This is a genomic window from Microbispora triticiradicis, from assembly GCF_005864065.1.
Taxonomy (GTDB): domain Bacteria; phylum Actinomycetota; class Actinomycetes; order Streptosporangiales; family Streptosporangiaceae; genus Microbispora; species Microbispora triticiradicis.
Genome location: NZ_VANP01000023.1, coordinates 24,610 through 49,585 on the forward strand (window position 1 = coordinate 24,610; position 24,976 = coordinate 49,585).

At 72.0% G+C, this 24,976-nt stretch carries 22 protein-coding genes and 1 pseudogene; 12 read left to right on the plus strand and 11 right to left on the minus strand.

Annotation, left to right across the window (positions count from 1 at the left end):
• Nucleotides 1-50: 50 nt before the first annotated feature.
• Nucleotides 51-1,022: a helix-turn-helix transcriptional regulator gene (locus FED44_RS34010; RefSeq protein WP_138463239.1), complete on the minus strand. Its 972-nt coding sequence runs from the start codon at nt 1,020-1,022 to the stop codon at nt 51-53.
• A 90-nt stretch (nt 1,023-1,112) separates the two neighbouring features.
• Here FED44_RS34010 and FED44_RS34015 point away from each other — a divergent pair, with 90 nt between their 5' ends.
• Entirely contained in the window at nt 1,113-1,517 is a 405-nt protein-coding gene (locus FED44_RS34015; protein WP_111701943.1) for a VOC family protein, read from the plus strand.
• A 13-nt stretch (nt 1,518-1,530) separates the two neighbouring features.
• On the opposite strand, the gene FED44_RS34020 is transcribed toward FED44_RS34015, so the two are convergent.
• From FED44_RS34020 to FED44_RS34045, 6 genes are read right to left on the minus strand one after another with little or no spacing between them, the layout of a single operon-like run.
• On the minus strand, nt 1,531-2,925 hold the full coding sequence (locus FED44_RS34020) for an NAD(P)/FAD-dependent oxidoreductase (protein ID WP_138463262.1): 1,395 nt from the start codon (nt 2,923-2,925) through the stop codon (nt 1,531-1,533).
• Between the two features lie 16 nt (nt 2,926-2,941).
• Nucleotides 2,942-3,733 carry an ABC transporter permease gene (locus FED44_RS34025; protein WP_111701945.1) on the minus strand — a complete coding sequence of 264 codons (792 nt, stop codon included), beginning with the start codon at nt 3,731-3,733 and terminating at the stop codon, nt 2,942-2,944.
• Entirely contained in the window at nt 3,730-4,593 is an 864-nt protein-coding gene (locus FED44_RS34030) for an ABC transporter permease (RefSeq protein ID WP_111701947.1), read from the minus strand. Before FED44_RS34030 ends, FED44_RS34025 begins: the two co-directional genes overlap by 4 nt.
• Complete coding sequence (locus FED44_RS34035) at nt 4,590-5,849, minus strand: polyamine ABC transporter substrate-binding protein (protein WP_138463240.1); 1,260 nt, start codon at nt 5,847-5,849, stop codon at nt 4,590-4,592. Before FED44_RS34035 ends, FED44_RS34030 begins: the two co-directional genes overlap by 4 nt.
• A 31-nt stretch (nt 5,850-5,880) precedes the next feature.
• Nucleotides 5,881-7,026 (minus strand): ABC transporter ATP-binding protein, encoded by a 1,146-nt coding sequence (locus tag FED44_RS34040; protein WP_138463241.1) that lies wholly within the window; start codon nt 7,024-7,026, stop codon nt 5,881-5,883.
• A 52-nt stretch (nt 7,027-7,078) separates the two neighbouring features.
• Nucleotides 7,079-8,512 carry a gamma-aminobutyraldehyde dehydrogenase gene (locus FED44_RS34045; RefSeq protein WP_138463242.1) on the minus strand — a complete coding sequence of 478 codons (1,434 nt, stop codon included), beginning with the start codon at nt 8,510-8,512 and terminating at the stop codon, nt 7,079-7,081.
• A 223-nt stretch (nt 8,513-8,735) separates the two neighbouring features.
• Here FED44_RS34045 and FED44_RS34050 point away from each other — a divergent pair, with 223 nt between their 5' ends.
• Nucleotides 8,736-9,227, plus strand: coding sequence for an Lrp/AsnC family transcriptional regulator (locus tag FED44_RS34050; protein ID WP_138463243.1), 492 nt, complete (start codon nt 8,736-8,738; stop codon nt 9,225-9,227).
• A 7-nt stretch (nt 9,228-9,234) separates the two neighbouring features.
• Here the strand turns inward: FED44_RS34050 and FED44_RS34055 are convergent, their stop codons facing one another.
• Entirely contained in the window at nt 9,235-9,888 is a 654-nt protein-coding gene (locus FED44_RS34055) for a cyclase family protein (RefSeq protein ID WP_138463244.1), read from the minus strand.
• 221 nt (nt 9,889-10,109) lie between these two features.
• Between FED44_RS34055 and FED44_RS34060 the strand changes: the two genes are divergently transcribed.
• Complete coding sequence (locus tag FED44_RS34060) at nt 10,110-11,633, plus strand: PucR family transcriptional regulator (protein ID WP_138463245.1); 1,524 nt, start codon at nt 10,110-10,112, stop codon at nt 11,631-11,633.
• 82 nt (nt 11,634-11,715) lie between these two features.
• On the opposite strand, the gene FED44_RS34065 is transcribed toward FED44_RS34060, so the two are convergent.
• A complete protein-coding gene (locus tag FED44_RS34065) occupies nt 11,716-12,612 on the minus strand; it encodes a sigma-70 family RNA polymerase sigma factor (RefSeq protein ID WP_138463246.1) in 897 nt (298 codons plus the stop codon).
• 83 nt (nt 12,613-12,695) lie between these two features.
• Here FED44_RS34065 and FED44_RS34070 point away from each other — a divergent pair, with 83 nt between their 5' ends.
• The gene (locus FED44_RS34070) at nt 12,696-13,145 is read left to right on the plus strand and encodes a carboxymuconolactone decarboxylase family protein (protein WP_111701963.1); all 450 of its coding nucleotides are present in this window, start codon (nt 12,696-12,698) and stop codon (nt 13,143-13,145) included.
• A 96-nt stretch (nt 13,146-13,241) separates the two neighbouring features.
• Here FED44_RS34070 and FED44_RS34075 read toward each other — a convergent pair whose 3' ends face one another.
• On the minus strand, nt 13,242-13,985 hold the full coding sequence (locus tag FED44_RS34075) for a GntR family transcriptional regulator (protein ID WP_111701965.1): 744 nt from the start codon (nt 13,983-13,985) through the stop codon (nt 13,242-13,244).
• Nucleotides 13,986-14,233: 248 nt separating this feature from the next.
• On the opposite strand from FED44_RS34075, the gene FED44_RS34080 reads away from it, so the two are divergent.
• The 8 genes and pseudogenes from FED44_RS34080 (at nt 14,234) to FED44_RS34110 (ending at nt 23,098) form a co-directional block, all read left to right on the plus strand.
• Nucleotides 14,234-15,352: an ABC transporter substrate-binding protein gene (locus FED44_RS34080; RefSeq protein ID WP_244302498.1), complete on the plus strand. Its 1,119-nt coding sequence runs from the start codon at nt 14,234-14,236 to the stop codon at nt 15,350-15,352.
• 184 nt (nt 15,353-15,536) lie between these two features.
• A pseudogene (locus FED44_RS38640) lies at nt 15,537-15,902 on the plus strand (ATP-binding cassette domain-containing protein); the annotation flags it as partial.
• 261 nt (nt 15,903-16,163) lie between these two features.
• Nucleotides 16,164-16,907: an ATP-binding cassette domain-containing protein gene (locus FED44_RS38645; RefSeq protein ID WP_463674811.1), complete on the plus strand. Its 744-nt coding sequence runs from the start codon at nt 16,164-16,166 to the stop codon at nt 16,905-16,907.
• Nucleotides 16,907-17,866, plus strand: coding sequence for an ABC transporter permease (locus FED44_RS34090; RefSeq protein ID WP_138463248.1), 960 nt, complete (start codon nt 16,907-16,909; stop codon nt 17,864-17,866). The genes FED44_RS38645 and FED44_RS34090 overlap by 1 nt, the downstream gene beginning before the upstream one ends.
• On the plus strand, nt 17,863-18,909 hold the full coding sequence (locus FED44_RS34095) for an ABC transporter permease (RefSeq protein ID WP_138463249.1): 1,047 nt from the start codon (nt 17,863-17,865) through the stop codon (nt 18,907-18,909). The genes FED44_RS34090 and FED44_RS34095 overlap by 4 nt, the downstream gene beginning before the upstream one ends.
• Nucleotides 18,902-19,786, plus strand: a complete 885-nt coding sequence (lsrF, locus tag FED44_RS34100; protein WP_138463250.1) for a 3-hydroxy-5-phosphonooxypentane-2,4-dione thiolase — start codon at nt 18,902-18,904, stop codon at nt 19,784-19,786. The genes FED44_RS34095 and lsrF overlap by 8 nt, the downstream gene beginning before the upstream one ends.
• A 70-nt stretch (nt 19,787-19,856) precedes the next feature.
• Nucleotides 19,857-21,548 (plus strand): glycerol-3-phosphate dehydrogenase/oxidase, encoded by a 1,692-nt coding sequence (locus tag FED44_RS34105; protein ID WP_138463251.1) that lies wholly within the window; start codon nt 19,857-19,859, stop codon nt 21,546-21,548.
• Nucleotides 21,545-23,098, plus strand: a complete 1,554-nt coding sequence (locus FED44_RS34110; protein ID WP_111701978.1) for an FGGY-family carbohydrate kinase — start codon at nt 21,545-21,547, stop codon at nt 23,096-23,098. The genes FED44_RS34105 and FED44_RS34110 overlap by 4 nt, the downstream gene beginning before the upstream one ends.
• Nucleotides 23,099-23,445: 347 nt before the next feature.
• On the opposite strand, the gene FED44_RS34115 is transcribed toward FED44_RS34110, so the two are convergent.
• Entirely contained in the window at nt 23,446-24,849 is a 1,404-nt protein-coding gene (locus FED44_RS34115; RefSeq protein WP_138463252.1) for a M1 family metallopeptidase, read from the minus strand.
• Nucleotides 24,850-24,976: the final 127 nt, after the last annotated feature.

The window sequence follows — 24,976 nt, forward strand, 5'->3', positions numbered from 1 at the left end:
GAGCCGACGGCGACTCGCCGGCCCAGGACGGCCGGAGAACCCCGGCCGTCCTAGGCCGGCTCCCGTCCCGAGTAGCGGGCGACGAGTTCGGCGCCGATGCGGGCGAGCTCGTCCCGGACGGCGCTCGGCTCGACGACCTCGATCATGGCGCCCCACCCCGCGAGGTGGCGGGCGACGTCCAGCGGGGTCGGGGCGGCGAGGCGCACCCGGACACGGCCCCGGCCCGCCTCGCCTTCGGTGTGGCAGTGCCGTCCGAACCGGTCGCGCAGGACCGGCACGAACCGCTCCTCGACGAGCACGGTCGCCCAGGTGCGCGAACGCCGCCGCTCGATCTCCTCGACCACCTCCTGCCAGGCGGCGGCGAGGACGAGGCCGGCGGGGCGTTCGGCGGTCTCGCCGGTCGCCTCGGCCCGGACGATCCTGTCGACGCGGAAGGTCCGCCGCCCCCGGTCGGTTCCCGCCAGCAGGTACCAGACGTCGTCCTTGTCGATCAGTCCCCACGGGTCGACCAGCCGCTCCGCGGGTTCCGCGTCCCTGCCGGCGTAGGTCAGGCGGACCCTGCGACGGCTCACCACGGCGCTCTGCAGCAGGTCGACCGTGGCGGGCCGCGGGCGGTCGCGTTCCCCCCACCGGACGGGATCGACCAGGGTCGCGTCGCGGGCGGCCTCAGCGTCGGCCCGGAAGGTCCGGGGCAGGGCCGCCAGGAGCTTGCGCAGCGCCGCTCCGGCCTCGGCCGGCCCCGACGCGGACGGCCCGGCCGTTGCCGGGCCGAGGAGCAGGAACAGCGCCTGCGCCTCGGCCGCCGACAGGCCGCTGAGGTCGGTACGGGCGCCGCCGACCAGCGACCAGCCGCCGCCACGCCCCGGCTGCGGATAGACCGGGACGCCCGCCGCCGACAGCGCCTCCAGGTCCCGGCGGGCGGTGGCCACGGACACCTCGAGTTCGCCGGCCAGCTCGGCCGCGGTCACCCGGCCGCGCGCCTGCATCAGCAGCAGGACGGCGACGAGACGGTCGGCGCGCATGGTTCCCGATTCTGCCCGGAAAAGTGCTCAGAAGGTGAGCACTTCAGGCCGGAGGATTGACGACATCACCCGTCGAGAAGGGAGACCCCGATGTTGCGAGGCCTCAGCACCGTCAGCTTTTACGCCGACGACGTCACCGCCGCCACCCGCTGGTACGCCGGACTGCTCGGCGTCGAGCCGTACTTCACGCGCTCCGTCGAGGGGACGCTCGCCTACGCCGAGTTCCGGATCGGCGACCACGAGGACGAGCTCGGCGTCGTCGACAGCCGCTTCGCCCCCCGCCCCCGGCCGGACGAGCCCGCGGGCGCGGTCGTCTACTGGCATGTGGACGACGTCGAGGCGGCCGTCGACCGGCTGCTCGCCCTCGGCGCCACGACGTACGAGAAGCCCGTGGAGCGCGGCCCGGGATTCGTCACCGCCTCCGTGGTCGATCCCTTCGGCAACGTCCTCGGCGTCATGTACAACCGGCACTTCCTGGAGGTCCGCGGCCGGTGACGCGGCCGCCGCGTCAGGAGTCGAAGCCCACGCCGAAGGCGTCGAGGGTGCGCAGCCAGGCGTTGCGGCGGCCCTCGTGCTCGTCGGCGCGGGCGATGGCCCAGCGGGTGAGCTGGATGACGCCCGACCGCACCGGCTCGGGCGGGAAGGGCATCGGCTTGTGCCGCACCATCTCCAGCTCGGTCCGCTCGGTGAGACGCCCCTGGAGCAGGTCGAGCATGACGTTGGCGCCGAAGCGGGTCGCCCCCACGCCGAGACCGGTGTATCCGGCGGCGTAGGCGAGACGCGAGCCGTACGCCGTGCCGAAGAAAGCGCTGAACCGGCTGCAGGTGTCGATGACCCCGCCCCACCGGTGGGTGAAGCGCAGGCCGTGGAGCTGCGGGAACGTCTCGAAGAAGTGGGTGGCGAGCTTCTCGAAGGTGGCGTCGCGCTGGTCGTACTCCGGCCTGACCAGCCCGCCGTTGTGGTAGACGGCGTCGTAGCCGCCCCACAGGATGCGGTTGTCGTCGGTCAGGCGGTAGTAGTGGAACCGGTTGGCCGAGTCGCCGACGCCCTGGCGGTTCCGCCAGCCGATCTCCGCCAGCAGGCCGTCCGGCACCGGCTCGGTCATCAGCGCGTAGTCGTACACCGGCACCAGGAAGTGCCGGAGCCGGCGCAGCAGCGGCGGGAAGGCGCCGGTGCCGAGCGCCACCCGCCCGGCCCTGACCCGGCCCTTCGGCGTCCCCAGCTCCAGCGCCGGGCCGTCCTCGTGCAGCGAGCGCACCGGCGTGTGCTCGAAGACGCGCACGCCGAGCCGGACGCAGACGTCGCGCAGCCCCCAGGCGAGGCGCGCCGGGTCGACCATGGCGACGCCGTCCCGGTCCCACACCCCGCCGAGGTACGTCGGCGAGTCGATCTCGGCCCGCACCCGCTCCCGGTCGAGCCGCTCCAGCCGCACGCCGAGCGAGGCCGCCGCGCTGACGTCCTCGTCGAGCCCGGGGAGCTGCCACTCCTCGGTGGCGACGCGCAGCTCGCCGGTCCGCTCGAAGGAGCAGTCGACGCCGTGGCGGGAGAGGGTCCGCTCGATCTCGTCCAGGTTCTCCCGGCCGAGCCGCTCCAGCGTCGCGATCTCCGCCGGCCAGCGGTCCCGGCCGTTGCCGAGCCCGTGCGTCAGGCTCGCCGCGCAGAACCCGCCGTTGCGGCCGGAGGCGGCCCACCCGACCGCGCGGCCCTCCAGGAGGACCACGTCGAGCGAGGGGTCGCGCTCCTTGGCCATCAGGGCGGTCCACAGCCCGGTGAAGCCGCCGCCGACCACCGCGAGGTCCGCCGTGGCGTCTCCGGTCAGCGGCGGCAGCGGCTCGGGTGCGAGCGGCCGGTCCAGCCAGTACGGCCTGCGCTCCGCGTCGGCGAGCGCCTTCGACGGAACCACGAATTCCACTTCCTTCTTAGGCGTTGGCGCGGCGGCGGGCCAGGAGGGCGTTGCCGAGGGCGATCAGCACACCGGCCGCGAAGATCAGCGTGCCCATGACGTTCACCTGCGGCGGGATGCCGACCCGGGTGGCGCCCCAGATCCACAGCGGGAACGTCACCGTGCCGCCGGAGTTGAAGTTGGTGATGACGAAGTCGTCGATCGACAGCGCGAACGCCAGCATCGAGCCCGCCAGCACACCCGGGAAGATCATCGGCAGGGTGACCAGGCGGAACGTCGTCCACGGCCCCGCGCCGAGGTCGCGCGCCGCCTCCTCCAGGGAGGCGTCCAGCGTCATCACCCTGGCCCGCACGGTCACGGCCACGAACGAGATCGAGAACATGACGTGCGAGATCACGATCGTCCAGAACCCGAGCGGCACGGCGAGCGTGACGAACAGCGACAGCAGCGACGCGCCCATCACGATCTCGGCGCAGGAGATCGCCGCGAACATGACCAGGTTCATCGCCCCGGCCCCGCGGAAGCGGTAGCGGCCGAGCGCCAGCCCGATCAGCGACCCGAGCACCCCGGCGACCAGCATCGTCAGCACGGCGATGACCAGCGAGTTCACCAGGGCCTGGGTGAGGTCGCCGATCTCGAACAGCTTGCCGTACCACTTGAGCGTGAAGCCCTGCCAGCTCGTGTTGAACCGGCCGTGGGTGTCGTTGAAGCCGAAGAGGATCATGACGGCGATCGGCAGCACCAGCCACGCGATCACGAGCCAGGTGTAGATCTGCAGGAGGCGGCCCCGCAGCAGGCCACGCTTCATCGCGCCGCCACCTCCAGCACGTCCTCGGTGCCGAGCGCCCTCGCGTACGCGAAGATGCCCACCAGCAGCAGGGCCATCAGCGTGAACGACAGCGCCGAGGCGGTCGGGTAGTCCTGGTTGATCAGGAACTGGTTCTGGATGACGTTGCCGACCATCGTGTTGCTGGTGCCGCCGAGCACGGACGCGTTGACGTAGTCGGACGTGGCCGGGACGAACGTCATCAGCACCCCGGCGAAGACCCCCGGCAGCGACAGCGGCAGCACCACCCGCAGGAAGGTCTGCGCCTTGCTGGCGTACAGGTCCTGCGCGGCCTCCAGGACGCGCGGGTCGATCCGCTCCAGCGCGACGTACATCGGCAGGATCATGAACGGCAGGAAGTTGTACGCCAGGCCGCCGATCACCGCCGCGCTCGTGGCCAGGATGTGGAAGTCCTGCGGCACCAGCCCGGCCGACTTCAGCGGCCCGAGCAGCAGGCCGTTGTCGGACAGGAAGAACTGCCAGGAGATGGTGCGCAGCACGAACGACACGAGGAACGGCAGCAGCAGCATGAACAGGTAGACCGACTTGCGGCTACCCCCCTTGAAGGCGATCCAGTACGCCACGGGGAACCCGATGACGATCTGGATCAGGGTCGAGGCCAGGCCGTACACCAGGGACCGGATGATCTGGTCGTGGTAGGTGCTGATCCCGTCCACGTAGCTGTGCCAGTTGAACGTGAACGCGTAGCCGTTGACCACGTCGCCGGACTGCAGCGACAGCGACAGCATGACCACCGTCGGGATGACGAAGAAGATCGCCAGCCAGAGCGTGCCCGGGAAGAGCAGCGCGTACGGCGTCAGCGAAGCCCTGAGCCTGCTCATGCCGTCGTGATCGCCTGGAAGATGGACTCGAACTTCTTCTGCTCCTGCGGCGTCGCGAAGTTCTTGTAGCTGCGCAGCCTGGCGTAGTCGTCCTCGGCCGGGAACACCAGCTCGCTGGCCGCCACCGCGTCGAGGAGCTTCTTGTCCTCACCGGTGGCCTTCGCGGCGTCGGCCGCGATGACGTCCTTGGCGGCCGGGACCGGGGTGACGTAGTTGATGAACTCGGCCAGCCGCCCGGCGACGTTCACGTCGTAGAAGAAGTCCATCAGCGTGATCGCGTCGACCGGGTTCGTCGCGGTCTTCGGGATCATCATGTTGTCGGTCCAGATGGTCGCGCCCTCCTTGGGGAGCACGAACTTCAGGTCCGTGCCGTCGGAGACGTTCTTCTGGAAGACGTCGCCCGACCACGCCATGGTGAGCCAGATGTCGCCCTTCGCCAGCGGGTCGATGTACGCCTGGTCGTAGTACTTGCGCACGATGCCGGCGTCGCGCTGCTCCCGGAGCTTGGCCGCGGCCTTCTCCCAGTCGGCCTCGGTCGACTTGTCGGGGTCGATGCCGAGCGCGAACAGGCCGAAGTTGGCGATCTCCTGGGAGTCGGACATCATGCCGACCTTGCCCTTGTACTTGGGGTTCCACAGGTCGGCCATGCTGGTCGGCGGCGTGTCGACGTACTTCGGGTTGTACGCGATGCCGGTCATGCCGGACGCCCACGGGATGCTGTAGACGTTGCCGGGGTCGAACGACTCGTTCTTGTACCGGTCGCCGGCGTTGGCCGCGAAGTTCGGCAGCTTGGAGTGGTCGAGCGGGACGAGGTAGCCGAGCTGCACGAGCTGGGTGAAGTGCAGGCCGTTGGTGACGACCATCAGGTCGTAGTCGATCGACTGCCCGGCCGCGAGCTGCGGCTGGATCTTGGCGAACCAGCTCGGGTTGTCCTGGATGACCTCCTTGTAGGTCACCGTGATCCCGGTCTGCTTGGTGAACTGCTTGAGCTCGGGCTGCTTGGGGTCCATGTAGAGCGGCCAGTTGGCGAAGTCCACGTGGCCGTTCTTGGTCTTGCCCGACCAGTACTTCTCCACCTCGGACTGGGCCTGCGCGGAGGAGGTCGGCTTGGCCGTGCCCTTGCCCTGCACGCCGCAGGCGGCGAGGGCGAGCCCGGCGGCCGACAGTCCCGCGAGCCGGAAGGCGTCGCGCCTGCCGAGCCGGCGCTGGGTCGTGCCGCGGAGGAAGGCGGGGTCCTGCCTGTGAGGATGGTTCATGGGGTTCGTGTGCTCCGGGGAGTTCGGGGTTTTACCTCAGCGCGTAGGAGTGCCAGGGCTGCCAGGAGAGCCATACCTCGTCGCCGCGCTCGGCGGTGATCGTGCTGTCGTTCGCGTTCTGCTCGAACACCGTGATCTCGGCCCCGTCGCCGAGCACCACGACGTAGCTGTTGTACGTCCCGAGGTAGACGACCTCGGCCACGGTCCCCCGGACGACGCTCAGATCGCCCTCCGGCTGCTCCTTGGCGAGCTTGATCTTCTCGGGGCGGACGGTGAGATCGACCGCCTGCCCGGTGGAGAGCGCGCCGTCCGCGGGGACGAGGATCCGGTCGCTCGGGCCGAGGGCGAGCACGGCCGTGTCGCCGCTCACCTGCTGCACCGTGCCGCTGAACAGGTTGGAGGTGCCGATGAAGCCGGCGACGAACTTGCTGGCGGGCCGCTCGTAGATCTCGCGGGGTTCGGCGAGCTGCTCCACCAGGCCGTCGTTCATGACCGCGATGCGGTCGCTCATCGTCAGCGCCTCGCTCTGGTCGTGCGTCACGTAGACGAACGTGATGCCGACCTCGCGCTGGATCCGCTTGAGCTCGATCTGCATGGCCTGGCGGAGCTTGAGGTCGAGCGCGCCGAGCGGCTCGTCGAGCAGCAGCGCGCGGGGCCGGTTGACCAGCGCGCGGGCGAGCGCGACCCGCTGCTGCTGGCCGCCGGACATCTCCTTGGGACGGCGCTTCTCACGGCCGGTGAGGTCCACGACCTCCAGGATCTCGCCGACGCGGCGCGTGATCTCCGCGTCGGGGACCTTCTTGCGCCTGAGCCCGAACGCGACGTTGTCCCAGACGTTCATGTGCGGGAACAACGCGTACGACTGGAACACCATGTTGATGTCACGCTTGTTCGGCGGGACGTGCGTGACGTCCTCCCCGTGGAGCCTGACGACCCCCTGCGTGGGGTCCTCGAACCCGGCGATCATTCGCATACTGGTGGTCTTGCCGCAGCCGGAGGGCCCGAGGAGGGAGAAGAACTCCCCTTCCGCGATCGCGAGGCTCACGCCCTTGACCGCCCGTACGACCTCGCCGTGCGAGGCGTACTCCTTGACCACGTTGTCGAGTTCGATGGCGGGCACGCTGACTGATCCGGGGGCGGCGACCGCCGCCCCCGGGCCCGCCTGGATATCTGTCATTCCAGGCTTATCCCTCTTTATCGATAGGTCGTACGGCTCGCGCCGGGGGAACCTATTCGCCGATGTAGTGCATCACGTGCTTGACGCGGGTGTAGTCGTGCAGCCCGAAGACGGACAGGTCCTTGCCGTAGCCCGAGTGCTTGAAGCCGCCGTGCGGCATCTCGGACACGAACGGGATGTGGGTGTTGACCCAGACCACGCCGAAGTCGAGGCGCTTGGACATCCGCATCGCGCGCCCGTGGTCGGAGGTCCAGACCGAGCCCGACAGGCCGTAGCGGACACCGTTCGCCTTGGCCAGCGCGTCGGCCTCGTCGGTGAACGTCTGGACGGTGATGACGGGGCCGAAGATCTCGTCCTGCACCATCTCGTCGTCCTGCCGCAGCCCGTCGACCACCGTGGGGGCGAAGAAGTAGCCCTTGTCGCCGACGCGGGCGCCGCCGGTGAGGACCTTCGCGTGCTCGGGAAGCCGCTCGAAGAACGACTCGACCCGGGCGAGCTGGTTGGCGTTGTTCAGCGGGCCGAAGTAGGCGTCCTCCTCGTCGAGCCCGCCCAGCTTGGTGGCGGCGGCGGCCTCGGTCAGCGCCGCGGCGAACTCGTCGTGGATGCTCTCGTGCACCAGCACCCGGCAGGCCGCGGTGCAGTCCTGACCCGCGTTGTAGAGGGCCGCCCCGGCGATCCCCTCGGCGACGGCCCTGATGTCCTTCACGTCGTCGAAGACCACGACGGGGGCCTTGCCGCCCAGCTCCAGGTGGACCCGCTTGACGTCGTCGGCGGCGGTCTTCGCGACCGCCATGCCCGCGCCCACCGAGCCGGTGATCGCGACCATGCTCGCGGCCGGGTGACCGACCACCAGCGCGCCGGTCTCCCGGTCGCCGGTGACGACGTTGAAGACGCCGGCCGGCAGGACGTCGCCCAGGATCTCGGCCAGCTTCAGCGTGGAGGCCGGGGTGGTGTCGGACGGCTTGAGCACGACCGTGTTGCCGGCCGCGAGCGCGGGAGCGATCTTCCACACGGCCATCATCATCGGGTAGTTCCACGGCGTGACCTGGCCGATGACGCCGATCGGCTCGTGCCGGATGACGGAGGTGTGGTCGGCCATGAACTCGCCGGAGGTCGGGCCCTCCAGGGTGCGGGCCGCGCCCGCGAAGAAGCGGAAGTGGTCGGCGGCGACCGGGGTCTCGTCCTCGGCCATGCGCGCCCGGGGCTTGCCGGTGTTGCGGCACTCGGCCTCGTTGATCTCGTCGGCCCGGGCCTCGATCGCGTCGGCGACCTTCAGCAGCAGCGCCGCGCGCTCACCCGGCGTCGTCTGGCCCCACGTCTCGAAGGCGGCCGTCGCGGCGGCGTACGCGGCGTCGACGTCCTCCTGTCCCGACACCGGTGCCTGGGCGTAGACCTCTCCCGTCGTAGGGTCTACGACGTCGGAGAAACGGCCGCTCGCGGCGTCGACGAACTTCCCGTTCACGAAGTTCTGGAGACGGGTGGTCACCGTTGACCTCCTGTTGAGGTAGCTAGGATGTCGCGACTCTGACAGAGGAAAGAGCCTACGACAAGGGATTTCGTGGCTAAGATACCAAATTGCTACGGAATCGCTTGACGGAAGCGACTGAGCTGACACCATGTCAGACCACGATCGCAACATGGCAAAAACGGTGCCGTAACACGAGGTCGGTAGGACCGACGCGCTCTCCAAGAGAGGACACCCCCCGAGGATGACGACTCCGCCTAGATCCCGCGCGGCTGCCGCGAAGGGCGGGCCGGTGGTGCTCGACGAGATCTCCAAGCAGATCATCGAGCAGCTTCAGACGGACGGGCGCAAGCCGTACGCCTCGATCGGCAAGGCCGTGGGCCTGTCGGAGGCGGCGGTGCGCCAGCGGGTGCAGCGCCTGCTGGATCTCGGCGTCATGCAGATCGTCGCCGTGACCGACCCGCTGACCCTGGGCTTCCCGCGCCAGGCGATGATCGGCATCAAGTGCGAGGGCGACCTGGAGCAGGTCGCCGACGAACTGTCGCAGATCCCCGAGATCGACTACGTCGTGCTCACGGCCGGCTCGGTGGACATCATGGTCGAGGTGGTCTGCGAGGGCGACACCCACCTGCTGGAGATCCTCGGCAAGATCCGGGCCATCTCCAGCGTTCGCGCCACCGAGACGTTCGTCTACCTCAAGCTGCACAAGCAGACCTACTCCTGGGGCACGCGCTGACCTCCTCCTAGCGCGTGACCGCGACGGCGCGTACGGGAGACCCGTCGGCCGCGTGGAGGCGCAGCGGCAGCAGGGAGACCTCGATCGGACGACCGGCGGCCTGGGCCTCCAGGAGCGGGCCGAGGTTGCGCAGGTTCTCCGCGATGACGGCGTGCGCGCCGCACAGCACGCGGTGCGCGGGCAGGTCGGCGGGGGCGGGAGTCGGGTCGACGCTGAGGGCGTCGACGCCGACGGTCCGCACGCCCGCGGCGACGATCAGGCGGGCGGTCTCCGGCTCCAGGTACGGGTGGGCCAGGTAGCCGGGGGTGCCCCAGTGGGCGTCCCAGCCGGTGGCGACCAGCAGGACGGTCCCCGGCCCGAGCCGCCCGCCGACCGGGCCGAGCATCGCGGGGGTGATCGGCGCATGCGGCGGCAGGCCCCGGGCGTCGAGTACCGCCGCCGGGCCGAGGAACCGCTCCAGCGGCAGGTCGTCGAGCGTGGGCAGCGCGTCGTCGATGTGGCACGGCGCGTCCACGTGAGTGCCCGACTGCGACCCGAGGTGCAGGCGGAGCACGTTCACGCCCTCCTCCGCCACCGTGAGAGCGGGCGCGATCTCCACCTCCGGATCGCCGGGGTAGACGGGCATGCCGCTCACGACGGGCACCGACAGGTCGACGATCATTGCTTCTCCCCGGCGTCAGGCCGTGCCCGGCGCGAGCAGGCCGCTCAGATCGTAGGCCACGTCGAGCGCCGGTAGAGGTCCGTCCGGCGGTCCCGCCGGGGCGTCGATCAGGGTGGGGCGGCCGGTCATGCGTTCCTCCAGGTCAAGGGAGACCGCTTGAGTGTGCCCCACCCCTCCGAATAAGGACAATTGGGTCTATCACCAGAAATAAGCTCCACGATGTGGACACGCACACCACGGTGGAGGACCTGCTGCGCTCCCCCGCGCTGCAACTGAGGGTCGTGGCCGGTGAGCGCGGCCTCGGCAGGTCGGTCTCCTGGGCGCACGTGAGCGAGCTCGACGACCCGACCCCCTGGCTGCTCGGGGCCGAGGTCATCATGACGACCGGCATCGGCGTGCCGCGCGCCGCCGCCGCGCAGCGCGCGTACCTGGAACGGCTGGACGACGCGGGGGTGGCCGCGCTCGCGCTCAGCGCGGGCCTGCACGTCCCGCCGCTGCGCCGGGCCTTCCTCGACGCCGCCGAGGAGCGGGGGTTCCCGGTGCTGGAGGTGCCGCTGGCCGTGCCGTTCATCGCGATCGCGCAGGAGGTCGCGGCGGCCGTGCAGGAGGACGCCCGGCAGCGGCTGGGAGCCCAGCTACAGGTGTTCGGCGCGCTGCGCTGGCTCGCCTCGGAAGGGCTGGACACGGCCGGGCTGTTCCAGCGGCTCGAACGGCTGTCGGGGTACGCCATCCACCTGAGCACCCCGCAGGGGCGGCCGCTGCTGCCCGGCGTGCCCGCGCCCCCTCCCGGCGTACGGCTGCCCGCCTCGGCGGACGCGCCGCCGACCATCCCCGGCGGTTTCGCGCTCCCGGTCCCCGCGCCCGGCGGCCCGGCGGGATGGCTGGTGGCCTTCGAGCGGCAGGGCGCCCGCCCGGCCGGACTGGCCGTGGTGCAGCACATCGCGACCGTCGCCGCGCTGCGGCTCGCGATGGTGCGCAGCCGGCGCGAGACGCTGCGGCGGCAGGGCGCGGAGACGCTGGCCGAACTGCTGCAGGACGTGCTCGACCCGGAGACCGCCCGGCGCAGGCTCGCCCTCATGGGCCTCCTCCCGGACGTCGAGGTCGTGCTGCTCGTGGCGCGCGACGCCGAGGACGACGCCGTCGTGGGCGCCCTCGGCGAGCACCCCCACCTCATGCTCCGCCGGCACCGCGACCTGTACGTGCTGACGCCGGCCTCCGTGATCACCGGCGACGCGGGGACGGGCGCCGCGCCGCGTGGGGAGGACGGCGGGGCGGGCGCCGGAGAGGCGGGGGCGGCGTTGCGGGAGATCCCGGGGATCGCGGCGGGCGTCAGCCGCCCGCTCCCGCCCGGGTCGTCGCTGCGGGTCGCCCAGCCCGAGGCGCTGTGGGCGGCCTCCCGCGCCGCCGAGTCCGGCCGGCCGCTGGTGACGTACGGCGAGGACACCACGGGCCGGTGGCTGCCGGACGACGTGGGCGTGCTGGCCGCCCTGGTCGAGCACGTGCTCGGCGACGCCCTGCGGTACGACACCGCGCACGGATCGGACCTGGTCGCGTCGGTGCGGACCTGGATGGAGCGCGACCGCCGCGTCGACGACGCCGCGCGGGCCCTGCACGTCCACCCCAACACGCTGGCGTACCGGCTGCGCCGGTTCGGCGCGCTGACCGGCCGCGACCTGTCGGCGACCGGCGACTTCGCCGAGGTGTGGCTCGCCATCCGCGCCGCCTCCCAGCTCGGCGGTCTCTAGGACCGGTACGGACTTCGGTCTCCACGACGACTTCGCGGGCCCGGGTGGCCCACGGTGCCGCGATCTCATGCCCGGCGGTGGCTCACGCCGGATCCGGGAGATCCGCCGACGCGAGCCTGGCCGGGTCGATGACGGTGGAGATGGCGACGATCCGGCCGTCGACGACGGTGAACGCCATGACCGAGAGCGGAGTCCCGTCCTCGCGCCAGGAGACGAACCCGGGAAGGCCGTTGACGAGCACCGCTCGCCCTCGCGCGGCCGCGCCGGCGGCGACTCGCGCGGTCGCGCCCGCGGCGACCTTGGTGGCGCCGAGGACGACGACCACACCGTCGGAGGTGTCGACGGTCAGCTTCACCTCGGGGTCGAGCACGCGCAGCAGCCCCTCGAAGTCGCCGCGGTGGGCCGCCGCCAGGAAGGCCTGGACCACCTCGCGCTGTTCCCGTCCGGCGGCCCTCGGCCGTCCGGGCTCCTGAGGGTTCGCCCGCACCTTCCCGCGGGCGCGGCTGGCGAGCATCTTGGCGGCGTCGGTGGACCTGCCGAGAATCCGGCCGATCTCGTCGAACGGCACCGCGAACAGGTCGTGCAGCACGAACGCCAGCCGCTCGCTCGGCCGGAGCGCCTCCAGGACGACCAGGAGCGCGACCCCGACCGAGTCGGCGAGCGCCACGTCGTCCTCCGGCGCAAGGCTGTCGTCGGCTGTCACCACGAGTTCGGCCAGCCGGTCGTCGTAGGACGCCTCGGGGCGGGCCCGGCGCGACCGCAGGACATCCAGGCTGATCCGGCCGACCACCGTGGTCAGCCAGCCGGCGAGGTTGTCGATGGTCTCGGTGCCCTGGCGGGAGAGCCGCAGCCAGGCCTCCTGGACCACGTCCTCGGCGTCGGCCCGCGAGCCGAGCATGCGGTAGGCGACCGCGCGCAGCCGGTCGCGCTGGGCCTCGAACGCCTCGCCCACCGGGTCGGCCGGGCTGGTGTCGGACATGTTGTTACCTTCCTCGAATCCGCCACGTCATGGGTGATGACGGGCCCGGACGGGCTCGGGTAACCGATGAAGGGGCGATACCGATGGAAGCACGGATGAAGAGCCGGGCGAATCCCGACGTGACGACGGCGATCCAGCACCTCTACAAGGCGATTCACGCCAGTGGCGTCGACCCGCGCGTGCTCGATCTGGTCCACCTGCGGGCCAGCCAGATCAACGGCTGCAGCCCGTGCGTCTTCGCCGGGGTCGCGGCGGCCAGGAAGCACGGGGAGACCGACGAGCGGCTGCACAACGTGGTCGCGTGGCGCGAGACGCCCTTCTTCACCGAGGCGGAGCGAGCCGCGCTCGCGCTGACCGAGGCCGCCACCCGGATCCAGGACGGCGCGCCGGGTGTGACCGACGAGATCTGGGACGCCGCCGCCGCGCACTTCGACGAGGCGCAGCTGTCCGCGATCAACCTGGAGATCGCGCTGACCAACTTCTTCAACCGGATCAACCGTACGGTCCGGGAGCAGGCCGGCAGGAGCTGGTGAGCCGGGCGGGGCGTCGTCCGTCCGGAGGCCGCGGCCTCCGAAGCGAGGGATGACGCCCCGCCGCCCGGGACGCCGGAGGCACGGACGACGGCGTGGTCAGCGGATGCCGACGTAGAAGCGGGTCTGGTCGCTGCGGTGGAGGGCGTGGTAGGCCTCGAACCTGGTGTTGTCCTCCAGCCACGCGACCGACTCGATGCCGAGGAGCGGCGTCGAGGTGGACACCTCGAGGAGCGCCGCGTCCTCCCGGTCGGGGAAGACCGCCTCGATCCAGCGGTCGGCCGCCGCGGGCTCGATGCCGTACCGGCGCCGCAGTGTGTCGTAGAGCGACTGGTTCTCCAGGACGACCCGCTCCAGGCCGGGGACGAGCCGGGCGGGCAGGGCCGTCTCGACGAGCAGCCACGGCTGGCCGTCGACGCGGCGGAGCCTGCGCAGCCGTACGACCTGTTCTCCCTCTGGGATCCGCAGCAGCGCGGCCTCCCGCTCGTCGGCCTCGCCGAGCTCCTGGCGGATGGTCTGGGTGGTGACCCGGCGGCCCGACTCCCGCAGGTCGTCGGCCGATCCGGACATCGACCCGACGAACCTCAGCTCCGTCTTGCGGGGGGCGACGAAGGCCCCCTTGCCCTTCACCTTGTAGATCAGGCGCTGCTGGACCAGCTCGCGCAGCGCCTCCCTGACCACCGTGCGGGAGACGCCGAACAGGTCGCTCAGCTCGGCCTCCGACGGCAGCGGCCGGTCGGGGCCGCGCTCGCCGCTCTCGATCTCCGCGCGCAGCGCCCGCATGAGCTGCATCCACAGCGGTTCCGCCCCGTCGCGGTCCAGGGGCGGATAGGTCAGGGTCACGGGAACCTCCTTGGCGGCACCGCAGCAGCATGCCCGACCAACACCTGTCACTACAAGTGGTCGGAGCCGTCATCAAGATTATCCATGACTCTCCAAGTAGTACGACCGGAAACAACCTCTTGACATGCCCGAAACGCCGTCTTAGTTTGCTTGTCACTACAGGCCTGTAATGACAAGTCGGCATCGGGCCGACGTGTCCCAGCCGATCTCCCCCTCGCGAACCCGCTCTGACTGGAGACACCATGCACATGCGTCCCACACGCCGGCCCTGGCGCGCCGCCTCGGCCGCGGCGATCTCCGCTCTCGCCGTCCTGGCCGCGGGCTGCGGCTCCGGTGGCTCCGGTGACACCGCCGCCGCGGACGGGGCCGCGAGCGGCGGCGACGGCGGCGGCAAGCCCTTCATCGCGCTGAGCAACGGCTTCATCGGCAACGGCTGGCGGCAGACGATGATCGCCAAGTTCGAGGCCGCCGCCCAGCAGGCCAAGAGCGACGGGCTGATCGGCAAGTACAAGGTCGTCAACGCGCCGGGCGACAACTCCGCGACCGAGCAGGTCGCCCAGATCAAGAGCCTGCTGCTGCAGAAGCCCGACGCCCTGCTCATCGACCCGGCCTCGCCGACCGCGCTGCAGCCCGTCATCCAGCAGGCCTGCAATTCGGGCGTCAAGGTCGTGGTCTTCGACTCGGCCATCGACGCGCCCTGCGCGCACGTCCTGCAGAACAGCTTCGTCGACTGGGCGACGTACGCCGCGAAGCCGCTCCTGGAGGGCATCGGTGGCAAGGGCTCGGTCATCGTGAGCCGCGGCGTCGTCGGGTCCCAGCCCGAGGCCGAGATGCTCGACACCACCAAGAAGATCCTCGGGGACTACCCCGGGGTGAAGACCGTGGCGACGGTGACCGGCATGTGCGACGGCGCCACCGCGCAGAAGGCGGTGCTCGGCGTGCTGTCCAGCGTGCCGAAGGTCGACGGCGTCATCGGCTGCGGCGACGGCTACGGCGTCGCCCAGGCGTTCGCCACGGCCGGCAAGACCGTGCCCGCGGTGGACTTCGAGACCAACGGCCGCGCGCTGAGCTACTGGCGGGACAACAAGATCGACAACGGCTCGGTCGCCGTCATGTCCGACCCCGGCCAGTCGGTCGCGGCCCTCTGGGAGGCGCTCGACCTGCTCGACGGCAAGGACGTGCCCAAGCAGATGACCTTCCCGATCGTCCTGATCGAGCAGAAGGACCGCGACGCCTGGGCCTCGGTGCTCAAGCCCGACGAGTACGCCGCCTGGCCGTGGACCCGCGACCTGTTCCGGCAGCAGGTCGAGGCCGTCAAGACCGGCGGCAAGCCGGTGCAGCCGCCGATCCCGTCGGCGCAGGGCTGACCCGCTCCACACACCGACGGCACGCAGGAGACGGAGGAGACCGGGCATGCACGTCGACAATCTCCCGGCCGGCGGCACCGCGCCGCCGGACACGGACACGGGACCGGCCGGGCGGCCGCCCGTCGTCACCGCCAGGGGCGTGACCAAGACGTACGGGCGCACCCGGGCGCTGACGGGCGTGGACCTGGAGGTCCGCGCGGGTGAGGTGCTCGGGCTGGTCGGCCACAACGGCGCCGGCAAGAGCACCCTCATGCGGGTCCTCGCCGGGCTGGAGCCCTGCGACGCCGGCACGGTCCTCGTCCACGGCGCGAAGGCGTCCGCCGGAGACTTCCGCACGGTGCGGATGGCCTACCAGGAGACGTCGCTGTGCCCCGATCTCACCGTGGCGGAGAACATGTGGGTGTCCTCGCGGCACTGCCTGCCCCGCCTGCGGTGGCGGCGGGCCGCGAGCGACGCGGTACGCCGCCGCCTCGACGAGATGTTCCCCGGTCACGGCGTCTCCCCGCGCGACCGGGTGGAGGACCTGTCGCTCGCCCGCCGCCAGATGGTGGAGATCGCCCGCGCCTGCCTGGTGGACCGGCTCGACCTGCTGATCCTCGACGAGCCCACCGAGTCGCTCGGCCCGGACGCCGCCCGGTCGCTGTACGCCTACGTGCGGCGGCTGACCGAGGCCGGGACGTCCGTGCTGCTCATCTCGCACCGCATCCGGGAGGTCCTCTCGGTGGCCGACCGCGTCGCCGTCCTGCGCGACGGCGCGGTCACCGCCGAGCGGCCCGCCTCCGGCCTGAGCGAACCGGACGTCCTCGGGCTGATGGGCGCGCACGTCGCCGCTGCGCCGACGTTCGGCGCGCCCGCCGCCGCCGGGACCGCCGCCCGCGAGACCGTGGCCGAACTGCTCGGGGCCACCGGCCCCGGCCTGCGGGAGGTCACCCTGCGGGTCGGCAGGGGCGAGGTCGTGGGCCTCGCCGGGCTGGCCGGTCAGGGCCAGCAGGAGGTGCTCGAACGCCTGTGGCGGCCCGTCCGGCGCGACACCACCGTCGGTGTGAGCCGGGCCTACGTGCCCGGCGACCGGCAGCGCTCGGGGGTGCTGCCCCTGTGGAGCGTGGGCGACAACCTGATCGTGACAGCGCTGCGCGGAATCGCCCGGCGCGGGCTGCGCCGCCCGGCGGAGGAACGCGCCGTCGTCGCCGACTGGGTGAAGCGCCTGTCGATCAGGGGCGGCGCGGAGGCCGGGATCACCGAGCTGAGCGGCGGCAACCAGCAGAAGGTCATCGTCGCCCGCGCGTTCGCCTCCCCGGCCGGGCTCGTGCTGCTCGACGACCCGTTCCGGGGCGTGGACGTGCACACCAAGACCGATCTGTACGGCCTGATCCGGCAGGAGGCGGCCAAGGGCCGCAGCGTCGTCTGGTACTCCAGCGAGAACGCCGAGATGGCCCACTGCGACCGGGTCTACGTCTTCCGCGCCGGCCGGGTGGTGGCCGAGCTCACCGGCGAGGAGATCTCCGAGGAACGCATCATCGGCGTCTCCTTCGCCGAGAAGGGAGAAGACGACTGATGGCCCAGCTTCTCGCCCCCGCCCTGCCGGGCCGGGCGCGGATGCGCCGCTCCGCACCCGCCGCGGTCAGCGCCGTGGCCCTGATCGTGATGATCGGCGTCTGCTCGTCGCTCCAGCCGGGCGTGCTGACCGTGGAGGGCCTCACCCTGGTCCTGTCCGCGACCGTGCCGCTGGTGATCGCCGCGCAGGCCCAGATGACGCTGATGGCCGTCGGCGACATCGACCTCGGGATCGGCAACTTCGTCGGCCTGGTCACCGTGGTCTCCGCCACGCTGCTGGTGTCGTCGCCCCTGACCGGCGTCCTCGTGCTGGCCGGGCTGGTCGCGGCGTACGCCGTCCTCGGTTTCCTCATCCACCTGCGGCAGGTGCCGGCGCTGATCGCGACCCTCGGCGCGTCGTTCGTCTGGCTCGGCCTCGGCCTGTTCCTGCTGCCCACCCCCGGCGGCACGACCCCGGAGTGGCTGGCGTCCTTCGGCGCGTGGCAGCCCGCCGGCTTCCCCGCGCCGCTGCTGCCGATCGTGGTCGTCGCCCTGCTGGTCTACCTGCTCTCCGCGCGCAGCGCCCTCGGGGTGCGGATGCGCGGTCTCGGCAGCAATCCGGTCGCGCTGCGGCGGGCCGGGCTGCGCCCGGTGACCTCCCGCGTCGTCGCCTACGCCGCGGCGGGCGTGCTCGGCGTGCTGTCCGGCCTCGTCCTGGCCTCACAGACGGGCGGCGGGGACGTGTCGTCGGCCTCCAGCTACACGCTCATGACGGTGGCCGCGGTGATCCTCGGCGGCGGCTCCTTCGCCGGCGGCACCGCGGTGCCGTGGGGCGCGGCCGTCGGCGGGGTCACGCTGGGCCTGGTCAGCGTGGTTCTCAGCCTGCTCGACGTGCGGTCCGACATGCAGTCAGCCGTACAGGGAGTGATCGTCCTGGCCGTGCTCGCCGGCCGCGTCGTCGTGGGGAAGGTGCTGCGATGAACATCCGCGTGGCCGGGCCGCGCTCCTGGAGCGGCCCCCGGAACGGCGCCCCCTGGGTGTGGGGCTTCGCCGCCGCCGCGCTCGTGTGGCTGGTGATCCTGGTCATCTCGGGCCAGGGCGGCGGGCAGACGGTCTCCCTGGCCCTGTCCCTCGCGCCCTACCTCGTCATCGTCGGGCTCGGGCAGATGCTCGTCGTCACCGCGGGCCCGGGCAACATCGACGTGTCGGTCTCTTCAATCATCTCGCTCGCCGGGTTCGTCTCGGTGGCGGCGGCCTCCGCGACCGGCTCGGCGGCCGTGGGCATCCTCGCGGGCATCGGCGTGGGCGTCCTCGTCGCGGCGGTCAGCACCGTGGCCATCCTCGGCCTGTCCGTCCCCCCGATCATCGCCACGCTGGCCGCGGGGCTCGTCGCCTCGTCGATCACGCTGTCGACGGCCAACGGCTTCACCGCCGTGCCCGACGCCGGTCTCCGCGCGGCGCTCAACCTCCGTCCGGCGGGCGTGCCGGTCCTCGCGCTGGCGATCGCGGTGCTGACCGTGCTCGTCGCCGCCCTGCTGCGCCGTACGGTCTACGGGCGGTCGCTGGTCGCGGTGGGGCAGAACCGCCGCGCCGCCGAACGGGCCGGCGTCCCGGTCGCCCGGGTCATCGCCACGACGTACCTGCTGAGCGGGGCGCTGGCCGGGCTGACCGGCGCGCTGCTCGCCGCCTACATCGCGCCCTCGGCCGATCTCGGCACCCGCTACCTGCTCGACTCCGTGGCCGTCGTGGTCATCGGCGGCACGCTGATCTCCGGCGGCCGGGCGGTCCCGGTGGGCGTGTGGGGCGCGGCCCTGTTCTTCATCCTCCTCGACGGCCTGGTCAACCTCGTCGGCTGGAGCACCGCGGCGCAGAACCTGCTCAAGGGCGGCCTGGTGCTCTTCGTCCTGTTCCTCGCAGGCGGAGGCGACCGTAGCGGAGGCCTGGCCTCCCTGTTCAGACGGCGTCCGCGACCCGCGGCCGCCACGACCACCACCACTATCACAGGAGACGACACTGATGGCTGACACCGACGGCCTGCTCGACGCCCGCGACTTCGGGACGTCCGGGCCCGCGGCGGGCGGCTTCCACGTCAAGGGCGCGCACGGGCAGGACTGGGGCCTGCGCAACCGCCTGTCGCGCATCTTCCGGCCGAACACCGGGCGCACGGTCATGCTCGCCTTCGACCACGGCTACTTCGTGGGGCCGATGGCCGGTCTGGAGCGCCTCGACACCCGGATCGCCCCGCTCACACCCGCCGCCGACGCGATCATGATGACCCGCGGCGCGCTGCGCACCAGCATCCCCGCGACCACCGGCGCGGGAATCGTGCTGCGCGCCAGCGGCGGCCCGAGCATCCTGCGCGAGCTGTCCGACGAGCACATCGCGCTCGACATGGAGGACGCGCTGCGCCTCAACGCCGCGGCCGTGGCCATCCAGGTGTTCATCGGCGGCGAGCACGAGTCGCGGTCGGTGTCCAACCTGGCCGCGCTGGTCGACGCCGGTCAGCGGCACGGCGTGGCCGTGCTCGGCGTCACCGCCGTCGGCAAGGACATGGTCCGCGACGCGCGCTACTTCCGCCTGGCCACCCGGATCAGCGCGGAGATGGGCGCCCACATCGTCAAGACGTACTACGTGGAGGAGGGCTTCGAGACCGTCACCGCGAGCTGCCCGGTGCCGATCATCGTGGCCGGCGGCAAGAAGCTGCCGGAGCTGGACGCCCTGACGATGGCCTACCGGTCGATCCAGGAGGGCGCCGCGGGCGTCGACATGGGCCGCAACATCTTCCAGAGCGAGAACCCCGCCGGGATGCTCGCCGCCGTCCGCGGGGTCGTGCACGACGGGCTCAAGCCCGAGGAGGCGTACGAGATCTTCCAGGAGAAGACGGCCGGCGCCGCGATCTGAACCCCCAAGGGCGCGGGTCCGGTGAGCGCCGCCCGCGGACCCGCGCCCGTCATTCCCCCGGGAGCCTCCCATGTCGCACCATGTCCCCTCCGGCGAGAACCACGTCGTCGATCTCGCCGTCATCGGAGCCGGTATCAACGGGCTCGCCATCGCCCGGGACGCCGCGGCCCGCGGCCTGCGCGTCATCGTCGTCGACCGCGCCGACGTGGGCTCGGGCACGTCGAGCACCTCCAGCCGGCTCATCCACGGCGGCCTCAAGTACCTGGAGCGCTACGACTTCGCGCTCGTGCACGAATCCATACGAGAGCGGCACCTGCTGTTCCGCACCGCTCCGCACCTCGTCCGCGACTACCCGATGCTGATCCCCTTCTACAAGGGGAACACCCGGCCCGGCACGCTCATCCGCCTCGGCCTGCTGGCGTTCGATCTGCTGGCTTTGGGCCGGGGACGCGGCCTCAGCCGGACCGTCCCGGTCCGCACTGTGGCCCGCAGATGGCCCACGCTCTCCCGCGACGGCCTGCGCGGGGCCGCGCTCTTCCACGACGCGCAGGTGCCCTGGGCGGAGCGGCTCTGCGTCGAGCTGTTCCTCGACGCGCGCCGCCTCGGCGCGCGGGTGCTGACCTACACCTCCGTCACCGGACTCGTCGTCGAGGGCGACCGCGTCGCGGGCCTGCGCACCGAGGACGTGCGGACGGGGGCGCGCGGCGAGATCCGGGCCGCCGTCACCGTCAACGCCGCCGGGCCGTGGATCGACCGGATCCTCGACGGCCAGATCGAGAGCCGCCGCCTGAACGGCGGCACCAAGGGCAGCCACGTCGTGCTCGACCCGTTCCCCGGCGCCCCCGACACCTGCATCTTCTTCGAGGCGGCGGCCGACGGCCGGCCGATCTTCGTCTTCCCCTGGCAGGGCCGCTACGTGCTCGGCAGCACCGACCTGACGTACGAGGGCGACCTGGACGAGGTCGTCGCGAGCGACACCGAGATCGAGTATCTGCTCGCGGAGACCAACCGGATCTTCCCCGGCGCCGGGCTGACCCCCTCCGACGTGCTGTGGAGCGTCGCCGGGATCCGGCCCCTGCCGTACACGAGCGGGGTGTCGGACAACGCGAAGATCAGCCGTGGGCACACGGTGCTCGACCACGGGCCGGCGTACCGGGGGCTGCTGACCGTCATCGGCGGCAAGCTCACCACCCACCGGGCGCTGGCGGAGGACGTCACCGACGCGGCGCTGCGCGTGCTCGGCCGCCGTCCCCGCCCGTGCGTCACCCGGGAACGGCCCCTGCCCGGCGCGGAGACCTCGGCCTGGCCGGAGTTCGTCCGCGACTTCCTCCGCGACTCCCCGCTCGACCGGGCGTCCTCCCGCCGCCTGCTGCAGCTGTACGGCGTGCGCGCCCGGCGGGTGCTGGAGATCGCCGCCGGGGACCCCTCGCTCGCCGAGGTGGTCGACAAGGAGACCGGGGCGCTCGCCGCCGAGGTCGTCATGGCCGTGCGCGAGGAGGGGGCGGTGACGCTGGCCGACGTCATGCTGCGGCGTATCCTTGTCGGGCTCAACGGCGACATGGGCCTGAACAGCGCCGCGACCTGCGCGGACGTCGCCGTACGCCACCTCGGCTGGGACGAGGACCGGGCCCGCTCCGAGGTGGCCGCGTACGAGAGGGAGTTGCGGCGTCACCGTCCCCGCGCCCTGGCCGAGGCGGCGGGCGCGGGCGGAAGCACTGGCGGGGGCGTGGGCGGGAGCAGGGGCAGCGGGAGGACGGCATGACGAACCAGGCCACGTGTTACATCGGGGTCGACGTGGGCCTGACCGCGTCGAAGGCGGCGGCGTTCGACGCGGAGGGACGCGAGGTGGGGGTGGTGCACGCCCGCACGCCGCGCACCAGCGTGACGGCCCACCGCCACGACGTGGACATGACCGGCCTCGCCGAGACCGTCGTCTCGCTGCTCGGCGACCTCGCGGGCAAGCTCGCGGCCGACGGGTACGTGCCGGCCGGGATCGGCGTCGCGGCCCACGGCAACGGGCTCTATCCCGTCGACGAGTGGCTGCGGCCGGTCGGGCCGGCCATCGCGTCGTCCGACAGCCGCGCCCAGCACATCGTGGACGCGATCGAGCCGGAGGCGGCCCGCCGCCTCGCCGCCGAGACCGGCTCCATCCCGTGGGCCGCCCAGCCCGCCGTGCTGCTGCGCTGGATGCACGACGCCGAGCCGGAGGCGTACGCGAGGACCCGGTGGGCGCTGTCGTGCAAGGACTGGGTGACCTCGCGGCTCACCGGCGTGCCCAGCGCCGACTACAGCGACGCGAGCGCGTTCGGGATGGTCGCGCTGGACACCCGCGCCTACACCCCGACGGCACTCGAACTGGTGGGGCTGCCGGCCGCGGACCTCGACCGCTTCCCTCCGCTGCGTGAGTCGGGGCAGGTCGTCGCCGGGCTGAGCGCGCGGGTCGCGGAGCTGACCGGGCTGCCCGAGGGGCTGCCGGTCATCGCGGGCTGCATGGACTGTGTGGCCGCGACGCTCGGCGCGGGCGGCCGGGCGCCGGGCGACGTCACGATCATCGTGGGGACGTGGGCCATCAACGGGGTCGTCGTCCCCGCGGCGACGCCCGCGCCCGAGGTCACGCTCAGCGCGCTGATGCCGGACTCGGGCACGATGCTCGCCATGGAGGTCGCGCCCACGTCGGCCGCCAACCTCGACTGGCTGAGCTCGGCCTCGGCCCCGCACCGGCAGACGGGCGGCGGCGTCCCGGCGGCGGAACTGCTGGAGGAGGCGGCGACGGTCGAGCCGGGCGCCGGCGGTCTGCTGTTCCTGCCCTTCGTCAACGGCGCCCCCGAGCATCCGGCGGCCTCCGGGACGTTCCTCGGCGTCTCCGCCGTCCACCGCCGCGGTCACCTCACCCGCGCGGTCATCGAGGGCGTCGCCCAGTATCACCGGGTCCAGCTCGACCGGGTCCTGGCCAGCGGGGCCGACGTCGGCGACCGGCCCTGGCGGCTGGCCGGCGGCGGCGCGCGGTCGGAGGTCTGGGCGCAGGTGTTCGCCGACGTTCTCGGCCGTCCCGTCCGGCGGCAGCTCACCAGCGAGCTGGGCGCGCGGGGGGTCGCCTCGCTGCTGCCCGCCGCGCTCGGCCACAGCGACGTGCCGTGGTCGGTCAGCGACACCGACGACCTGTGCGTGCGTCCCGGTCCCGCCCGCGAGGCGTACGTCCGGCAGGCGGAGGTGTTCGACCGGTGCCTCACCGGGATGTCGGCCGCATGGGTGGAGATCGAGCGGTACCGTACGGCGGGGTTCGAACCCGCTCCCGCGGCCTCCGCGGGCTGAGCCCCGCCCGCCACCTCCGGCGTGGATCCGTCGTCACGTGGCGCCCGCGTCGCGGGCGCGTGGAAGCCGGACGTCGCGCGGGACGTCCGGCGGACGTGTGAAGCCCGGTGTCGCGGCCGTGCGGGGTCGCGAACGCCGTGGGCGTCACGCTGACGGCCGCCCGGAGACGGCGGGTGCGGGGGCGGGTGCGCGGGCGGCGGGTGTCACACCGGCCGCCCGCGCCCGCCCGAACTCCTCGCATGACCCGGTCGCGTCACTTGACCCGGGCCCGTGGCGCGGCCCGGACTCGTCGCGAGTGCCTCGGCGCGTCGTACCGTCCGGGCCCTGCGTGAGGACGTCGGCGCGTCTCAGAGCTTGGGCTTGTGCGCCTTGTAGAGCCAGGCGTCGAACAGGGCGTCGAGGTCCTGGCCGGAGAGCCGCTCGGCGAGGTCCACGAAGTCCTTCGTGGTGACCGTGGAGTGCCGGTTCTCCTCCGTCCACGTGCGCAGCAGCGTGAAGAACGTCTCGTCGCCGATCTTCTTGCGCAGGGCGTGCACGGTCATGGCGCCGCGCGTGTAGATCGCGTCGCCGTCGAACATGCCGGCGCGTCCCGGATCGCCCGTCCTGAGCTTCCAGAAGTCGCTGCCGCTCTTCTTCTTGTAGAGCTTCGCGAAGGTCGTCTCGGCCGACGGGCCGCCGTGCTGCTCCTCGTACAGCCACTCGGCGTACGTCGCGAAGCCCTCGTTGAGCCAGATGTCCTTCCAGCTCCACAGGCCGACGCTGTCGCCGAACCACTGGTGGGCCAGCTCGTGCACGATGACCAGGTCGTCGGCCATGCCCTTGTCGTACACCGGCCTGCCCTGGGTCTCCAGAGAGTAGGAGACGCCGAGCTTGTCGGCGATGCCGCCGGTGGACGTGAACGGGTAGGCGCCGAAGACCTTCGACTCCCACCTGATCGCCTTGGCGGTGGTGCGGTGCAGGTACCTGAACTCCTTGGCCAGCGAGGGGTCGTACGCCGTGATGCTGGGGATGCCGTCGACGGTGCCCTCGGTGACCTTGAACTTCCCGATCGCGACCGTGGCGAGGTACGGCGCCATGGGCTGGGACATCTCCCACCTCCACGTGCTGTAGCCGCCGCGGACGCCGACGATCCCGGAGTTCTTCGGCTCTCCGTTGGCGAGGACCGTGACGCCGTGGGGCGCGGAGACCTGGAAGCTGAAGGTGGCCTTGTCGCGGGGGTTGTCGTTGACCGGGAACCAGCTGCGGGCGCCGTCCGGCTCGGCCACGACGACGGCGCCGTCCGTGGTGTTGATCCAGCCGGAGGCGCCGAGCGCCTCGTCCTGGATCGACTTCGGCCGGCCCGCGTAGGACACCTCGACCGTGAACTTCTCCCCCGACGGCAGCCCGTGCCGGGGGGTGACGACGAGTTCCTGGCCCTTCCGCCGGTACGCCGCCCGCTTGCCGTTCACCTCGACGCGGCTGATCTTCGGCCCGGAGAAGTCGAGGTTGAAGCGGGACAGGTTCTTGGTCGCCGTGGCCGTGATCGTGGTGGTGGCGCTGATGTGGTGCGTCTTCGGCGTGAACCTCAGCTTGATCGCGTAGTGGCCGGCGTCGTACCCGCCGTTGCCCGCGTGCGGGAAGTACGGGTCTCCCAGGCCGGCCGAGCCCGGCGTGTAGGTGTCGGCCCAGGCCGCGGGGGCGGCGACCAGGGAGGCGGTCAACGTGAGACCAGCGGCGAGGACAGCCGTCAGGGGGGATGATCTGCGAAGCATGAGCACCATCGTGGTGCATCGCGCCACGAAATTGACACTTGTTGCGATTTATGAGGGTTTTCCGGCGGAGCCGGACGCCGCTCCAGCCCGGACGCAGGGCTATTGATCACGAATACCCGAAATGGGC

What these genes read in the sequence shown, in the direction of transcription:
- FED44_RS38645 (WP_463674811.1), top strand. Translation starts at nt 16,164, where the DNA reads ATGGGCGCGCACGTCGCCGCTGCGCCGACGTTCGGCGCGCCCGCCGCC.
- FED44_RS34110 (WP_111701978.1), top strand. Translation starts at nt 21,545, where the DNA reads ATGACGAACCAGGCCACGTGTTACATCGGGGTCGACGTGGGCCTGACC.
- FED44_RS34025 (WP_111701945.1), bottom strand. Translation starts at nt 3,733, where the DNA reads ATGAAGCGTGGCCTGCTGCGGGGCCGCCTCCTGCAGATCTACACCTGG.
- FED44_RS34070 (WP_111701963.1), top strand. Translation starts at nt 12,696, where the DNA reads ATGGAAGCACGGATGAAGAGCCGGGCGAATCCCGACGTGACGACGGCG.
- FED44_RS34030 (WP_111701947.1), bottom strand. Translation starts at nt 4,593, where the DNA reads ATGAGCAGGCTCAGGGCTTCGCTGACGCCGTACGCGCTGCTCTTCCCG.
- FED44_RS34010 (WP_138463239.1), bottom strand. Translation starts at nt 1,022, where the DNA reads ATGCGCGCCGACCGTCTCGTCGCCGTCCTGCTGCTGATGCAGGCGCGC.
- FED44_RS34015 (WP_111701943.1), top strand. Translation starts at nt 1,113, where the DNA reads ATGTTGCGAGGCCTCAGCACCGTCAGCTTTTACGCCGACGACGTCACC.
- FED44_RS34115 (WP_138463252.1), bottom strand. Translation starts at nt 24,849, where the DNA reads ATGCTTCGCAGATCATCCCCCCTGACGGCTGTCCTCGCCGCTGGTCTC.
- FED44_RS34105 (WP_138463251.1), top strand. Translation starts at nt 19,857, where the DNA reads ATGTCGCACCATGTCCCCTCCGGCGAGAACCACGTCGTCGATCTCGCC.
- FED44_RS34095 (WP_138463249.1), top strand. Translation starts at nt 17,863, where the DNA reads ATGAACATCCGCGTGGCCGGGCCGCGCTCCTGGAGCGGCCCCCGGAAC.
- FED44_RS34055 (WP_138463244.1), bottom strand. Translation starts at nt 9,888, where the DNA reads ATGATCGTCGACCTGTCGGTGCCCGTCGTGAGCGGCATGCCCGTCTAC.
- FED44_RS34090 (WP_138463248.1), top strand. Translation starts at nt 16,907, where the DNA reads ATGGCCCAGCTTCTCGCCCCCGCCCTGCCGGGCCGGGCGCGGATGCGC.
- lsrF (WP_138463250.1), top strand. Translation starts at nt 18,902, where the DNA reads ATGGCTGACACCGACGGCCTGCTCGACGCCCGCGACTTCGGGACGTCC.
- FED44_RS34040 (WP_138463241.1), bottom strand. Translation starts at nt 7,026, where the DNA reads ATGACAGATATCCAGGCGGGCCCGGGGGCGGCGGTCGCCGCCCCCGGA.
- FED44_RS34065 (WP_138463246.1), bottom strand. Translation starts at nt 12,612, where the DNA reads ATGTCCGACACCAGCCCGGCCGACCCGGTGGGCGAGGCGTTCGAGGCC.
- FED44_RS34050 (WP_138463243.1), top strand. Translation starts at nt 8,736, where the DNA reads ATGACGACTCCGCCTAGATCCCGCGCGGCTGCCGCGAAGGGCGGGCCG.
- FED44_RS34035 (WP_138463240.1), bottom strand. Translation starts at nt 5,849, where the DNA reads ATGAACCATCCTCACAGGCAGGACCCCGCCTTCCTCCGCGGCACGACC.
- FED44_RS34080 (WP_244302498.1), top strand. Translation starts at nt 14,234, where the DNA reads ATGCGTCCCACACGCCGGCCCTGGCGCGCCGCCTCGGCCGCGGCGATC.